Consider the following 15,807-nt stretch of genomic DNA (forward strand, 5'->3'; position numbering starts at 1 on the left):
TGGCCTTACGGAATACTGGGTTCCGCAGCGCCGTAACGGTCTGCAATCAATTTATCCAACTCCTCTTTCAGCCTGCCCAGAATCTCATCGTAGCCAAAAGCGCCCACCGACTCCGTCCCCTTCTTCAGGTTGACGTGCGCCGGCCCACACCACAAGCCGAGGTCCGCATCGTCGGTCTCACCCGGACCGTTCACACGGCAGCCCATGACAGCGATGGTGATCTTGTATTTCTCGGCATACTCGGTCATGCGCCGCACATCCTGCGCCAGATCGACGAACTTGCCGTTCTCCACGCGCGAGCAACTCGGGCAGGCGATGATGTTGAGGCCTTCCAGGAAATTTTCAGGCACCGAGCGAAAACGGCCGTTTTCGATGTCATCCAGAATCGAACGCCCCACCTCGATCTCCTCGCCCTTGTCGTCGTCCGGCACGGTGAGCGAGACGCGGATGGTGTCGCCGATGCCCTGCGGGATCAACTGCTCGAAGGCGATGCGGGTTTTGATGATGCCTTCCGGCGGCATCCCGGCTTCGGTCACACCCAGGTGCAGCGGCACATCCGGGCGCAACCCGGCAAAGCGCCGGTTGGCCTCGATGACTTTGCTGCTGTCGGAATCCTTGAGCGACACGCAGTAATTGGTGAAGCCGAAGTCATCCATCATCTGGCAATGGTCCGCCGCCGACTGCACCATCGACTCGATCGAATCATCGGGATAACGCGCCTTGTAATCCGGGTCCACCGAACCGCAGTTGACGCCGATGCGGATGGCGAGGTCGTGTTCGCGCGCGGCCTGGACGATGAACGCGACTTTGTCGCGGATGGACGTTTCCTTATCGAGATGCCACAGGTGACCGGGATTGTAGCGGATCTTGTTGACGTACGGCGCGACCAACGGCGCCAGCCGGTAATTTTCCTGCAGGTCCACGGAAAACATCGCCTTCGATCCGGCGCGCAGAATTTTAAGCGCCTCCACATCTTCCTTGCTGTCCACGGCGATACGGATGATGTCCGCGCCCGCCTTCTCAAGAATTTCAATCTGCCGGCGCGTCGCGTCGAGGTCCTGCGTGCGGGTGGCGGTCATGCTTTGCACCGCGATCGGCGAATCGCCGCCCAGAGTCAGGGTGCCGACACGGATTTTACGGGTGGTTCGGGGTTTTATAGGTGCACTCACAGAGTGGATTCGCTTTCATTTAGAATGGGTTAGACACTTAAATTGCATCCAAGATAGCAAAATCAGGCCGTCTTCTCAACGAATTCCTGCCTGCCGGATCGCCAATTTCGAGGACGCCCGGAGCCTAGGCTTGGCAAAGCCAACTCTTTCCATTATAGTGAATTCCCATGAGTCCGCACCAGCCCAATTCGACCTCGTCCCGCACGAAAACCGGTCCTGCAAGCCCGCATTTTTCCGCCTTTTTCCTGCTGTGGCTTGGCTTGCTGCTGGCGGCGCCCGGCGCGGCGCTCTCCCAGCCCCAGCACGGCCTGTCGCTGTACGGGCCGGAAGGGTTGAAATACAAGGCCGGCCAGACCTACGATTACGCCTACCCCAAGGCCCCCAAGGGCGGCCACCTGGTTCTCAGCGGCGAAGGCGCGTTCACCAAGCTCAATCCGGCGTCGCTCAAGGGCGTGCCCGCTACCGGCATCAACCTGGTGTTTCAGACGCCCATGGACAGTTCCGCCGACGACGACGAGCCGTTTTCGCAGTATGGCAGTCTGGTGGAAAAGGTGGAGTTGGCCGACGACCGCATGTCCATGATCTACCACATCTATAAGGAAGCCAAGTTTTCCGACGGGCAACCGGTGACGGCGAATGATTTCGTTTTCTCTTTTGAGTTGCTGGAAGACCCGCAATACCACCCGTTCTACAAACAGTACTTTAAAGACATCACCAAGGCGGAAAAGCTGGACGCACACCGCGTGAAGTACACCTTCGCCATTTTCAATCAGGAACTGCCGCTGATCACCGGGCAGATGCTGATTTTTCCCAAACACGTTTACGGTCAACCGGGTAAACAGTTCGGGGAGGATTTCGACGACATCGCCGTAGGCAGCGGGCCCTACGTGGTCGAGCGCTACGAGTACGGCAAATTCATCACACTCAAACGCAACCCCGACTGGTGGGGCAAGGACCTGCCGAAGAATCGCGGCCGCTACAACTTCGACCGGCTGACGTGGAAAATCTATCTCGATCCGGTGGCCCGCCGCGAAGCCTTCAAGGGCGGCGAGTTCGACGCCCATCTCATCGGCAGTTCCCGCGACTGGGCGCTCGATTACAAAGGCGACTTTGTCAGTAAAGGCTACTACCTGCGCGAGGAAGTGCCGCATCAGCGTGTGGCGGGCATGCAGGGTTTCGTCATGAACATGCGCAACGACATTTTTAAATCGCGCCGTGTGCGCGCTGCCGTGGCGATGGTGTACGACTTCGACTGGGCCAACAAAAACCTGTTCTACGGCCAGTACACGCGCAACGACTGTTACTTTGACAACAATCCGGAGATGAAGCCCGACGGCCTGCCCCAGGGCCGGGTGTTGGAGTTGCTGCTCAAACTCAGAAAGAAGCACGGCGCGGAATACGTGCCCAAAACCGTGTTCACCAAACCCGTGGGCGCACCGGGACAAGGCGCGCCGTTTGAGAAAAGCGTGGCGCTGGCCAACAAACTGCTGGACGCGGAAGGCTGGAAACTGGGGCCCGACGGCGTCCGCGTCAAAAACGGCAAACCACTGCGCTGGAAAGTGCACCTCGCCAGTCCGGGATTCGAACGCATCGTCGAGCCGTACAAGAACAGCCTCAAAAAAATCGGCGCGGACATGTCGTTTCAGGTGGTGCAGGTTGCCCAGTACGAACAAATCCTGCGCGACTTCAAATTCGACATGGTCGTCATGGGTTACCCGCAAAGCCGCTCTCCGGGCAACGAGCAACGCAGCATGTGGAGCAGCGAAGCGGCGGACATGCCCGGCACCCGCAACTACGCGGGCATCCGGAACCCTGCCATCGATGAGCTCATCGAACAACTCGTCGAGGCCAATACGCGCAAGGAACTGGTGGACCACATACAGGCGCTGGACCGCATCCTGACCCACCAGTTCTACATGGTGCCGCACTGGTACATGGGCGCCGACCGCTTTGTCTATTGGAACAAATTCTCGCGACCGGCCATCAATCCGTCGCAGTCCGCCATTCTCAACAACATGATCGAATGGTGGTGGTGGGATGAAGCCAAGGCGCAAAAACTGAAAGCCGCGCGCCAGGCCGGCGTGCCCGTCAACTGATCCCCTTCCACCTCCACCTCGCCCCGCCCCCTGCGCAATGATCCGCATTGTTCCCCATCCCGCGGCTTGCTATACTTTTGAAACCCGTGCGTCGTGTCAGTGGGGCGCGTGGGCGGGCGATCCCGAACCCAGTCATCCATCCGGCCGATCTTTCTATGTTCAGTTACATCATCCGACGTCTGCTGCTCATGATCCCCACGCTGGTGGGCATCGTCACCATCACCTTCATCGTCGTGCAGTTCGTGCCCGGCGGTCCCATCGATCAGATCAAATCGCTGCTGCGCGGCCATGCGGGGGAACTGGGCGAAGCCGGCGGCGCGGCGTTCGATCAGAAAAGCCTGAAGGCGCAGGAGATGGACCCGCAGCACATGGAGCAGCTCAAGAAAATCTACCACCTCGACCGGCCTCTGTGGGAACGGTACCTGCGCACCTTCATCTGGTACGACCCCAAAAATCCCGAGGCCACCTTCTCCGAACGGGTGTTCACGCTCGATAACTGGGATGGGTTCCTGTTGCTCAAGTTCGGCGACTCGTTTTACCGCAACAAGTCGGTGCTGGAGTTGATCAAGGAAAAACTGCCGGTGTCGGCTTCGCTGGGCGTCACCAGTTTTTTTCTCAGCTACATCATCTGCATCATTCTGGGAATCGCCAAAGCGGTGAAGAACGGCCAGACCTTCGACACCTGGACCAGCCTCGTGGTGCTCATCGGTTACAGCACGCCGGGGTTTGTGCTGGGCATCTTCCTCATCGTTGTCTTCGGGCCCGGCGACAAGGCCATCGCGCACCTGATTCCGCTCGCCGGACTGACTTCGGCGGGCACGCCGGGTTATGAAGAATGGACCGCCTGGCAAAAGCTGACCGACTACCTGCATCACCTGGCAGCGCCTTTGCTGTGTTTCATCATCGGCAGTTTCGCCACGCTGACCATCCTCACCAAAAATTCCATCATTGAGGAAATGCGCAAGCAGTACGTCATCACCGCTCGCGCCAAGGGCTGCTCGGAACAACGCGTGCTGTACAAACACATCCTGAAAAATTCATTGATCCCGTTGATCACCGGATTCCCCATCGCCTTCCTCGCCATGTTTTTCACCGGATCGCTGCTGATCGAACAGATTTTCACGCTCGACGGACTGGGCCTGCTGTCTTACCAGGCGGTTATCCAGCGCGACTACCCGATCGTGCTCGGCACCCTCTTTATTTTTTCCCTGCTGGCGTTGTTCGGGCAGTTGTTGACGGACGTTTCCTACGTCCTCATCGACCGCCGCATCACCTTTGAGGATTCTCAGAGCTGACATGATCCAGATCAACAAAGACCTGCAAATCAAACTGCGCAAATTCAGGAACGACCGGCGCGCCTTTTACAGCATGCTGATCCTGCTGGCGGCGTTCCTCATCACCCTGCCCGCCGAACTCTTGTGCAACGTCAGGCCCATCCTGCTGGTGGTGGACGGCAAACCCTATTTCCCGATCGTCTTCACCTACACGGAACAGGATTTCGGCGGCACCCGCCCGGTGGAGCCGGATTATAAATCGAACGAGTTCATGAACTGGCTGAGGGGAGAGACCCCGCCGCAACCGAAGGTGCAGCCCACGGCCGATGTGAAAACCAGCGAGTCTCCGGTTGGCGATGAAAACCTCGAATTGGCGGTGGACGATTTCAATGAAAAGGATTTCGATCCCGCACTGCTTCGGACCCTGAATGAAATCCATGAGGAAGATTCCGGGTTGAGCCTCGGTCTGGGAGACTTTGAAGAGGATATGGGCAACTCGCTCGACCTGGGACTCGGCGACTTCGAGGAAGGCGACACACTCGGCCTCAATGCGTCCCAACCGAAAACGATGGAAGCGCAAGCCTCGCCCGACGCCCCTCGCCAACCCCATGACGTGTGGGCGCTGTGGCCGGCGGTGCGTTACGACTACAAATACATCCCGACCGAGAGCAGCACCGGCCGCGTCGCTCTGGCCGCCCCGTATGAAGAACCATCGGTGGATGGATCGCGCCTCATCCCTTCATCGTGGGAAGACGGCCATTACCTCGGCACCGACGACCGCGGCCGCGACGTGCTGGCGCGCCTGATTTACGGCTTCCGCATCTCCATGATCTTCGGCATCTCGCTGGCGATCACGGGAACGATCATCGGCTGCCTCCTGGGCGGCGTGCAGGGATTCTTCGGCGGCTGGATCGATCTCATCGGCCAACGCATGACCGAAATCTGGGGATCGATTCCGCGCCTCTACATCCTCATCATCCTGAGCGCGTTTCTGGTGCCCTCTTCCCTGCTGCTGTTTGCCATTTTGAACCTGACCGCCTGGATGGGCATCGCCGCCTACATCCGCGCCGAATTTTTAAAAGGCCGCAACCTGGAATACGTGAAAGCGGCGCGCGCCTTGGGCGTGTCCAACCCTTCCATCATGCGCCGCCATATTCTGCCCAACTCGCTGACGCCGGTGATCACGTTTTTCCCGTTCGAGGTGACGGCGGGCATCCTCGCTCTGGTCAGTCTCGATTACCTGAACCTCGGCGTGCCCAGTCCCGCCCCCAGCATCGGCGAGCTTTTGGCGCAGGGCAAAAACAATTTGCAGGCCATCTGGATTTTGCTGCCGACGTTCCTGCTGTTGACCACCACGCTCACCCTGTTGACGTTTGTCGGCGACGGCATCCGCAACGCCTTCGACCCGAGAAAGGCGGAGTGATCCCATCATGATGCTCGAAGTCAAAGACCTGCGCACCTACTTCCGCGTCGGCACCGGCCAGGTGGCCGAGGCGGTCGATGGCGTCAGCTTCGGCCTCGAACGCGGCAAGACCCTCGCTTTGGTCGGCGAGTCGGGCTGCGGCAAAAGCCAGACCGCGTTTTCCATCATGCGCCTCATCGCCGACAACGGCTACCATCCCAGCGGTAAAATTTATCTCGATGGGCGCGATCTGACCGGCCTCGACGAAGAAAGCATGCGCCGCATCCGCGGCAACGACATCGGCATGATTTTTCAGGAACCGATGACCTCGCTCAATCCGCTGTACCGCATCAGCAATCAGTTGGAAGAAGCCCTGCGCATTCATCGCCAGATGCAAAAAGGCGCAGCGCGTCAACGCGCCATCGAACTGCTCGATCAGGTCGGCATTCCCGATCCCGGCCAGCGCATCGATGATTTTCCGCACCAGCTTTCAGGCGGCATGAAGCAGCGGGTGATGATCGCCATGGCGCTGGCCTGCGAACCGAAACTGCTCATCGCCGACGAACCGACGACGGCGCTCGATGTCACCATCCAGGCGCAGGTGCTGAAGCTGATGGCCGACCTGCAAAAGAAGATGGACATGGCCATTCTACTCATCACCCACGACATGGGCGTGGTCAACCAGATGGCGGACGACATCTGCATCATGTACGCCGGGCGCATTGTCGAGCACGGTTCGCGCGAAGCCGTGTTCCGCAACCGGGCGCACCCGTACACACGGCGGCTGTTCGACTCGATTCCCAAACCCGGCGACGCGCCGTATCTGTTGAACACCATCCCCGGCATGGTGCCCCCCGCCACCGAGTATGGAGAAGGCTCCCTGTTCGCCGACCGCTGCCAGTTTGTCATGGATGTGTGCCGCCGCGTGGACAGCCCCATTTATACGGTCGAGCGCGGCCACACGGTGCGTTGTCATCTATACGAATCCCAAACCGGCAATGCGGTGGAAGCGGACGCGGTGCGCATCCCGGCGCCGCCCAAACCCAAAACCCCGGAAACACTGCTGTCCATCAAGGCACTCAAAACCTGGTTCCCAGTGCGCAAGGGCGTGTTTCGCACCGTATCGGCGCATGTGAAAGCGGTCGATCATGTCGATCTCGATATCCAGCGCGGCTCGACGGTGGCGCTGGTTGGCGAATCGGGATGCGGCAAGACCACACTCGGCGAATCCATCCTGCGCCTGAACCGCGACACGCGGGGGTCGGTCCGCTTTAAAGGTCAGGACCTGATGGCTCTCGCCAAAGACCAGATCAAGGCCCTGCGCAAATACATGCAGATCATTTTTCAGGATCCGTTCGGATCGCTGTCGCCGCGCATGCGCATCGAAGACATCGTCGGCGAAGGTCTGGACGTGCATTTCCCTCATCTGACACTGCAGGAGAAGAAGGACCGAATCGGCAAGGCGCTGCAGGAAGTGGGACTGGGGCCGGCTGCAGTGGACCGGTACCCTCACGAGTTTTCCGGCGGGCAGCGGCAGCGCATCAGCATTGCGCGCAGTCTGATTCTCGAACCGGAGTTTCTGGTGCTGGACGAACCGACCAGCGCGCTCGATGTTTCCGTGCAGGCGCAGGTGTTGAATCTGCTCAGGGAGTTGCAATCGGCGCACCGGTTGACTTACCTGTTCATCACCCACAACCTGAGCGTCGTGGAATACATGGCGGATGTGGTGGCGATCATGTACCTCGGCCGCATCGTGGAGTACGCACCGGCCAAAAACCTGTTCGCCCGCCCGTTGCATCCTTACACGCAAACCTTACTGAACGCGGTGCCGACCCTGGGCGAGCGCAAACCGTTCGAGGCCGTGGTGGGCGATGTGCCCTCACCGCTCAATCCGCCGCAAGGCTGCCATTTCCATCCACGCTGTCCGATTTTCCGCAGCGAGCCGGAAGGGTCGCCGTTGCGCAAACGATGTCTGGAGCAATACCCGGATCTGGAAATCAAAGACAGGGAAGCCTATGCAGCCTGCCATGCTGTGGGGTAAAAAAGAAAAAAGGAGAGGTTGACGGTTCCCCGTCGTGAAACAAGTGAGGTGAAACTGGGAAGAATCAGGTGTTTTTGGCTTTGGTTTTCTCGGAGATGAAATAGAACAGAAAACCGAGCACGGCCACACCGACAAGGCCACCTACCAACAGGCAATTGAGGTTATCCACCACCATGGTTCAATCCTTGGAAATCAGGAATAGGGTCTAGGGATAGGGTCTCAGGAAGCCGGGGCATCCCGCTCCCAAAAAGGCTTAAAAATACAGTTTTAAAGGCCCCGGCGCAAGCTTTTTTTGGTGCGTGGAGGCGGGCCTCGAACCGCTTTCAGGCAAAGCCTTTACAGGGGATCGCGTGGCGGCCCCGAATCTCCACGCTGCACGACGGAAACCGCCGGCCATCGAAACTCCTTGCAATCCGCTGCCGGATTTGGCGAATCTAAATAAGTAGAGGGCATTCTCAACTTCCAGCACCGAGAGGAGCCAGTCCATGCGCATTCTCTATCCCTTTGCCAAGCGGTTCATCGCCGGAGAAAATCTCGAAACCGCTCTCAAAAATATTTATAAACTCAACGACAACGGTTACCTGTGCACCATCGACGTGCTGGGCGAAGACACCCACAACCCCGGCCAGGCCGAAAACGCGCGGGACGAATACATCGCGCTGCTGAAAGCCATCGAGACCCACCACATGCCGCTCGACCTGTCACTGAAGTTGAGCCAGATGGGCCTCAGCATCGACCCCGCCCTCTGCCGGAAAAACGTGGAGGCCGTCATCGATGCCGCCGGGCAGCACACGGTGCGCTTCGACATGGAAGGTTCCAATCTCACGCAGGCCATTCTCGACATGTGCCTGGAGCTGCACCAACCGCACAGCAACCTCGGCATCGTCGTGCAGGCCTACCTGCACCGCACCGAAAAAGATGTCGCCACCATGATCGACAAACAGATCTCGGTGCGCCTGTGCAAAGGCGCGTACAAGGAACCGGCGGACATCGCCTTTCAGGACATGCAGGCCATTCGCGAAAACTTTCTGAAACTGGCGCATCCGCTTTTGAAAGAAGGCCACCTGCCCGCCATCGCCACGCACGATGAAACGTTGATCCGCCACATCCTCCAATTCATCGAAAAGGAAAAGATCGCGCCCGAAACTTTCTATTTTGAGTTGTTGTACGGGGTGCGGCGGGATTTGCAGAAGCACCTGCTCGATCAGGGCTACCAGGTGCGCATCTACGTGCCCTATGGCAGTGCGTGGTTGCCGTATACTTTGCGGCGGCTGGCGGAGCGGAAGGAAAACATCCTGTTCGTCATCAAAAGCCTGGTGCAGGAAACGCTGGGTTTGGGCAAGCTGGGAAAATAGAGATTCAGACCAGACCCAGGGCACCGGCCTGGCGGTCGGCTTCGAAAGAACTGCGCACCAGCGGCCCGCTCTCCACGTGATCGAATCCCATCTCCTCACCGATCCGTTTGTATTCGGCAAACGCGTCGGGATGGATGAACTCGACCACCTCCAGATGGTTGCGCGTCGGCCTCAGGTACTGGCCGATGGTGAGGATCTGACAGCCCGCGTGCAACAAGTCCTTCATCGTCTGCAGGACCTCGTCGCGGCGTTCGCCCATGCCCAGCATGAGGCTGCTCTTGGCAATCACCCCGGCCTGGCGGGCCACGGAAATTGTATCCAGCGACCACTCATAGCGGCACTGCGGCCGCACGGTTTTTTGCAAGGAGGCCACGGTTTCGATATTGTGCGCCAACACATCCGGCGCGGCATCGCACACCGTCTGAATCGCTGTGGTGTCGCCTTGAAAATCCGGAATCAGCGCTTCGATCTTGAGCTCCGGGCAGCGTTGGCGAACCTCGCGGATGGTTTCCGCCCACAAGCCCGAACCGCCGTCTTTGAGATCGTCGCGGTCCACCGACGTGATCACCACATAGCGCAGGTTCAGCTTGGAAAGCATCTGCGCGACCTCGACCGGTTCTTCCCGGCGCGGCGGCAGCATGTGGCCGGTATCGACATCGCAGAATCGGCAGGCACGCGTGCAGGTGTTGCCCAGAATCATGATGGTCAATGTGCCCCGGTCCCAGCATTTGCCGATATTGGGGCAGGACGCCGATTCGCACACCGTATGCAGGCCGTGTTCCCTCACCAGCGATTTGAGATGAAAAAAACTGGGATTTTTCGGCAGGGGGGTTTTCAACCACTCCGGAAGACGCATAGAGTAAATTTTTTCAACAGGTTCGGGGTCATTTTTGATTCCCGGAAGGGGAATCGATAGTATAATCGAAACTCAGCGAAGGCCGTATCGCAGGCGTCGTTTGCGCTCGCCGGGCCACCCACTCTTCGGATTCTACCAGCAAACATGAAAATCATCCACCGCTACATTTTCACGGAAATGTTCAAGATTTTCCTCATCAGCACCCTCGCCCTGACCACGGTGCTGTTCATGGACAAGATCTTGTTCATCACCGACCTCGTGTTCAATCGCGGCGTCACCCTGCCGGAAGTGATGCAGATGATTTTTTACATCACCCCCGGGTTTCTCGGACTGACCATTCCCATCGGCGTGCTGGTGGCGGCGGTGGTGGTGTTCAACCAGTTGTCGGCCGACAACGAGTACGTGGTCATGAAGGCTTCGGGCTGGAGTTTCCTGTACCTGTTGCGTCCGGTATTTTTTTTCACCATCCTGGCCTACATCATCACCAACCTGAACATGTTTTATTTTCTGCCGTGGGGGGGGCAGCAGTTTCAGAAAATGGTGTACGACATTGTCCGCACCCGCGCCAACATCGATATCAAGCCCAATGTCTTCAACAAGGATTTTGAGGGCCTGACGGTATTCGTGAACGATAAGGAAAGCAACCACGAACTGCGCGGTATTTTCATCGCCCACAACGCGGATCAGAAAGACGCCAAAATCATCCTGGCGAACGAAGGCACCATCGTTTCCGACTCCGCCCATTTCCGCATCCACTTGCAGCTGCGGGACGGTTCCATTCACGACGCGAACAAGCCCGGAACCCGCTATCAGATCATCAAGTTTCAACGTTACGATCTCAACCTCGACCTGCCGACAGCGGGAAAAATGCGGGAAAGCGGTCTCTTCAAACACAAGGACAAATCGGTATCGGATCTATGGCAGCTCATCCGGGAAAAAAAACAGGCCGGGGAGCCTGCGAGCTTTGAAGAGGTCGAGTTGAGCAAAAAGTTCTCGATACCCTTCACCTGCCTGCTGTTCGGACTGATCGGCGCGCCACTCGGCATCAAGTCCAGCCGCTCCGGCAAATCCGGCGGATTCGTGGTCGCGGTGGCGATCATCCTGCTGTATTACATCGGCCTGATCACGGCGCAGAATCTGGGAAAAGGGGGTGAAATTCCGGGACTCCTTTCCGTCTGGATCCCCAACCTCATTTTATTTTTCTTCACCGCCTATGTATTATATAAAGTGAACAAGGAGATTCCATTTACCCTTGTGGACCGGGTGACCGATGGGTATTTGACCTTGCTGGAATTCATAAAACGATTGCGGTCCGGCACTCAAAAAATCGAATCGCGTCACACGCCCTGAGAATTTTAACCGCGAGAGGAAGCTCTTATGTTGACCGCACGCGACATCATGACCGACAAGGTGATCACCGTTCAAAAAGACCTGACTCTGCGCGATCTGTCCGGACTGTTTCTCGAACACCGGGTCAACGGGTTTCCCGTGGTGGATGAAGCGGGCACGCTGATCGGCGTGGTCACCGAGACAGACCTCATCGAGCAAAACAAAAATCTGCACATTCCCACCGTCATTGCGTTGTTCGACGCGGTCATTTATCTGGAAAGCGACGAAAAGTTTGAAAAAGAAGTCAAACGCTTTACCGGCACACGAGTGGACGACATTTATCAACAGGATGTCAAAACCGTTACGCCCGATACCGAGATGGGGGAAGTGGCCGCCATCATGGCCAACCACGACATCCACACCCTGCCCGTTGTGGAAAACGATTCGCTGGTGGGCGTGATCGGCAAGGTGGATGTGATCCGCGGCATGAGCCAGTCCTGAATAAAAAGTTTGGTCTTTTCTTTCCACCCGAATCGAGCTATAACAGGAGAGTTAGTTCCCTGTGACTTTTACGTGCTGCAGAAGGAGGTGTCCCTATGCGCACTCGGGTACGAATTCTATCGTTCATCTTCTTGATCGTGCTGGCTCTCTCCACCGTTGCCCTCACCCAATCCTCGGCGGTGGTTCTCAAAACCCCCCTGGGCATCTCACCGGAAAAAGCCGCGTATTACATCCATGCGGTGATCGAAGCCGACCGCACCATTTACTCCCAATACCTGGTTGACCGGCTGAAAGAAACCGTCAACCTCAACGCCACCGAAAACTGGAAGAAGGACAAGACCCTACCTCTGCCGGCGCAGTTTCTTTTGATGTCGTCGGAACGGGTTCGCTCCAAAAACGTGGGGTTGGATTTCCGACTGATGAGTCTCTGGCCTATCAATAAAACCCATGAGGCCAGGACTGAAAACGAGAAAAAGGGATTGCAGGAGGTCATCAAGAACCCTGATAAACCCTATACCTGGATACGCAAGACCGACAACGAACTCACTTACAATGCCGTCTATGCCGACAAAGCCGTGGCCAAACGCTGCGTGAGCTGCCACAACAACCATCCGAAAAGTTCGAAGCGCGATTTCAAACTGAACGACGTGATGGGCGGCATTCTGCTGGCGTTCCCCATCAACCAGACCCTCGACGAAGACAACAATCCGACCTATCACGTGCCGCCTGAAGTGGTGACCGACTACATCCACGCCATTCTGGAAGCGGACCGCATCGTGTACGCACGGCACGTGGTCAATCGCCTGCAAAAAGAAAACGTGATTTATTCGTCGGAAAACTGGTGGGAGGAGAACACGCTGCTGCTGCCCGCGCAGTTCATGCTGAATGCGTCGGACCTGATCCGCAACCTGCGGTTGGGGCTGGACTACCGGTTGATCAGCCTGTGGCCCATCAATCCGCAAAACGGAGCCGCCGACAAATTTGAGCGGGCGGGACTGGAGTCGGTGGCGTCGTATCCGCTACGGCCTTACATCCGCACCACCTACGTCGGCGACCAGAAATTTTTTCAGGCGGTGTACCCGGACCTGGCGGTGACGCCTTCTTGCGTGGAATGCCACAACGCGCACCCCGGAAGTCCCAAACACGATTTCAAACTGTATGACGTGATGGGGGGAATCGTGATGAGCATTCCACTGGATCACGACTGACGGCTTTTGTGCCGCTTCCAGGCCTGGGCGATGAACTCATTGAACAGGGGGTGCGGCTCCCGTGGTGAGGATTTGAATTCGGGGTGAAACTGCCCGGCCAGAAACCAGGGATGGTCGTTGAGTTCGACGATCTCGACCAGGTTGCCGTTGGGCGAAATGCCGCTGATGCGCATGCCCGCCTCTTCCAGCTGAAACCGATACTTGTTGTTGAACTCGTAACGATGCCGGTGGCGTTCGGAAATTTCGCGCTGCCCGCCGTAGGCCTTGTACGCGAACGAGCCTTTGCGCAATTGACACGGGTATTCGCCCAGCCGCATGGTGCCGCCCTTGTCGCCGTTGGCCTCCTGATCGGACATCAGGTCGATGATGGGATGCGGCGTCTCCGGAACGAACTCGGCGCTGTTGGCATTTTCCAGACGCGCCACGCTGCGCGCAAACTCGACCACCGCCGAGTGCATGCCGAGACAAATACCGAAGTACGGAATCTTGTTTTCACGCGCAAACCGGGCCGACTGCACCTTGCCTTCAAACCCGCGGTCGCCGAAACCGCCGGGAACCAGAACGCCGTCGCAGTCCCGTAAATTCTCGCCTCCGCCTTCCACTTCCAAATCTTCCGCCGACACCCACTTCATGCGAATGCGCACGTGGTTGCTGACCCCCGCATGCACCAGCGCTTCGATCAAGCTCTTGTAGGATTCCTTGAGATCGATGTATTTGCCGACGATGCCGATGGTGACTTCGCCTTCCGGTTTTTCCAGATACTGGTTGATCACCTGCCATTGTTTGAGGTCGGGTTCCCGGTACGGCAGCCCCAACTTGTCGAGGACGATCTTGTCCAACCCTTCATTATAAAAATTCAAAGGCACCTGGTAAATCGATTCCGCATCCATGGCCGGAATGACAGCATCCACTTCCAGGTTACAGAACAGGGCGATCTTGTTTTTCACATCCCGGGTGAGTTGCCGTTCCGTACGGCATAACAGGATGTCGGGCTGGATGCCGATCTCGCGCAGTTTCTGCACGCTGTGCTGCGTCGGTTTGGTTTTCAGCTCGTCAGCGGTTTTGACATACGGCAAAAGCGTCAGGTGAACGTAAATCACATGGCGCGGCGTCTGGTCAAAACGGAACTGACGGATCGCTTCCAGGAACGGCAGGCTTTCGATATCGCCCACGGTGCCGCCGATTTCACAGATCACCACATCCACGTCATCGCTCACGGCATGGATGCGGCTTTTGATTTCGTCGGTGATATGCGGGATCACCTGCACCGTGGCGCCCAGATATTCGCCGCGCCGCTCTTTCTGAATAACATCGTTGTAGATGCGCCCTGCCGTCACGTTGTTGAATTTTGTCATGCGGGCGTGGGTGAAACGCTCGTAATGGCCGAGGTCGAGGTCGGTCTCCGCGCCGTCATGAGTGACGAAGACTTCACCGTGCTGAAAGGGATTCATGGTGCCGGGATCGACGTTGATGTACGGGTCCAGCTTGAGCAGGGTGATCTTGTAGCCGCAGCATTCCAGGAGGCTGCCGATGGAAGCGGCGGCAATGCCCTTGCCCAAGGAAGACAGGACGCCGCCCGTTACAAAGATGTACTTCGTTTTCTTACCGTTTTGTTTCTTTTTCAAGAGCGTCTCCCCGGTTGCGATTCAATCCCTTCTTGTTCCTGCGCTTTCGCCAGGCTCTCTACCTTACGTAAATCTTCTTCCCGATCCACTCCCAAAGACACCCGATCCGTCTCCCCCACCCGGATAGCAAACCCGTTTTCCAGAATCCGCAACTGCTCCAGCCGTTCCTGCCGTTCCAAAGGCGTCTGCTGCAGGCGCGTGTACTCCAGCAGAAAATCGCACCGGTAGGCATACAGGCCGATATGGCGGAACCAGGTGCGCTCCGGGAACGGTTCACTGCGGATTTGTTCGGGGGATTTGTTCTGCCAGGCATCCCGCAGGTACGGGATCGGCGACCGCGAAAAATACAAAGCGCGGCCCGTGTTGTCCGCAACCACCTTCACCACGTTGGGATCGAAAACATCTTCGTAATTGTCGATGGCAGACATCAGCGTGGCTGCGGCGGCGTCTTTGTCTGCAAGCAGAATCTGCACCACCTGTTCGATGTTTTCCGGCGGAATCAACGGTTCGTCTCCCTGTACATTGACCACCACATCACAGGCCCGGTCCGACACCACCTCGGCAATGCGGTCGGAACCCGACTCGTGGTCGGGGGACGTCATGACCGCCTGCCCTCCAAACCCTTCAACCGCTTTGGCAATGCGTTCATCATCGGTCGCCACAATAACTTCTGAAATGGAAGAGGCCGACTGAGCACGCTCGGTCACCCATTGGATCATAGGACGCCCCAGCAGCGGCGCCAGGGGTTTGCCGGGAAACCGGGTGGAACCCCAGCGGGCCGGGATGACGGCAAGAACCTTCGGCTTCGCGGACATGTTTCCACCCGTCTTGAATGAGGATTTGCCGGACACACCGAAACGCGCGCTTCATGCTGGCTGGACCCAAGACTACTCCCCAACCTGTGTGGCGAACAAGGCCGCGTTCCGGAGCTTTCCAGGAAGGAAAGGTCCT

At 57.7% G+C, this 15,807-nt stretch carries 12 protein-coding genes; 8 read left to right on the forward strand and 4 right to left on the reverse strand.

Going from position 1 to position 15,807, the window contains the following annotated elements:
* Positions 1-5: 5 nt before the first annotated feature.
* The gene (gene ispG / locus QML71_RS07895) at positions 6-1,169 is read right to left on the reverse strand and encodes a (E)-4-hydroxy-3-methylbut-2-enyl-diphosphate synthase (RefSeq protein WP_282011380.1); all 1,164 of its coding nucleotides are present in this window, start codon (positions 1,167-1,169) and stop codon (positions 6-8) included.
* Between the two features lie 167 nt (positions 1,170-1,336).
* Between ispG and QML71_RS07900 the strand changes: the two genes are divergently transcribed.
* From QML71_RS07900 to QML71_RS07920, 5 genes are all read left to right on the forward strand, one after another.
* Positions 1,337-3,265, forward strand: coding sequence for an extracellular solute-binding protein (locus QML71_RS07900; RefSeq protein WP_282011381.1), 1,929 nt, complete (start codon positions 1,337-1,339; stop codon positions 3,263-3,265).
* Between the two features lie 155 nt (positions 3,266-3,420).
* Positions 3,421-4,560 (forward strand): ABC transporter permease subunit, encoded by a 1,140-nt coding sequence (locus tag QML71_RS07905; protein WP_282011382.1) that lies wholly within the window; start codon positions 3,421-3,423, stop codon positions 4,558-4,560.
* A 289-nt stretch (positions 4,561-4,849) separates the two neighbouring features.
* Positions 4,850-5,962 (forward strand): ABC transporter permease subunit, encoded by a 1,113-nt coding sequence (locus QML71_RS07910; protein WP_371832126.1) that lies wholly within the window; start codon positions 4,850-4,852, stop codon positions 5,960-5,962.
* Between the two features lie 7 nt (positions 5,963-5,969).
* On the forward strand, positions 5,970-7,982 hold the full coding sequence (locus QML71_RS07915) for an ABC transporter ATP-binding protein (RefSeq protein ID WP_282011384.1): 2,013 nt from the start codon (positions 5,970-5,972) through the stop codon (positions 7,980-7,982).
* 485 nt (positions 7,983-8,467) lie between these two features.
* Positions 8,468-9,337, forward strand: coding sequence for a proline dehydrogenase family protein (locus QML71_RS07920; RefSeq protein ID WP_282011385.1), 870 nt, complete (start codon positions 8,468-8,470; stop codon positions 9,335-9,337).
* 4 nt (positions 9,338-9,341) lie between these two features.
* Here QML71_RS07920 and lipA read toward each other — a convergent pair whose 3' ends face one another.
* Positions 9,342-10,259 (reverse strand): lipoyl synthase, encoded by a 918-nt coding sequence (gene lipA, locus QML71_RS07925; RefSeq protein WP_345742345.1) that lies wholly within the window; start codon positions 10,257-10,259, stop codon positions 9,342-9,344.
* A gap of 78 nt (positions 10,260-10,337) precedes the next feature.
* On the opposite strand from lipA, the gene lptF reads away from it, so the two are divergent.
* The 3 genes from lptF (at position 10,338) to QML71_RS07940 (ending at position 13,231) form a co-directional block, all read left to right on the forward strand.
* Positions 10,338-11,543, forward strand: a complete 1,206-nt coding sequence (gene lptF / locus QML71_RS07930; RefSeq protein WP_282011386.1) for an LPS export ABC transporter permease LptF — start codon at positions 10,338-10,340, stop codon at positions 11,541-11,543.
* A gap of 27 nt (positions 11,544-11,570) precedes the next feature.
* The gene (locus QML71_RS07935; RefSeq protein WP_282011387.1) at positions 11,571-12,023 is read left to right on the forward strand and encodes a CBS domain-containing protein; all 453 of its coding nucleotides are present in this window, start codon (positions 11,571-11,573) and stop codon (positions 12,021-12,023) included.
* 95 nt (positions 12,024-12,118) lie between these two features.
* A complete protein-coding gene (locus tag QML71_RS07940; protein WP_282011388.1) occupies positions 12,119-13,231 on the forward strand; it encodes a Tll0287-like domain-containing protein in 1,113 nt (370 codons plus the stop codon).
* Here the strand turns inward: QML71_RS07940 and pyrG are convergent.
* Both pyrG and kdsB read right to left on the reverse strand, forming a co-directional pair.
* Positions 13,222-14,856 carry a CTP synthase gene (gene pyrG / locus QML71_RS07945; RefSeq protein WP_282011389.1) on the reverse strand — a complete coding sequence of 545 codons (1,635 nt, stop codon included), beginning with the start codon at positions 14,854-14,856 and terminating at the stop codon, positions 13,222-13,224. The two genes, QML71_RS07940 and pyrG, sit on opposite strands and share 10 nt — an antisense overlap.
* Positions 14,853-15,671: a 3-deoxy-manno-octulosonate cytidylyltransferase gene (kdsB, locus tag QML71_RS07950; RefSeq protein WP_282011390.1), complete on the reverse strand. Its 819-nt coding sequence runs from the start codon at positions 15,669-15,671 to the stop codon at positions 14,853-14,855. Before kdsB ends, pyrG begins: the two co-directional genes overlap by 4 nt.
* Between the last annotated feature and the right edge of the window lie 136 nt (positions 15,672-15,807).

Source organism: Nitrospina watsonii (assembly GCF_946900835.1).
GTDB classification, from domain to species: domain Bacteria; phylum Nitrospinota; class Nitrospinia; order Nitrospinales; family Nitrospinaceae; genus Nitrospina; species Nitrospina watsonii.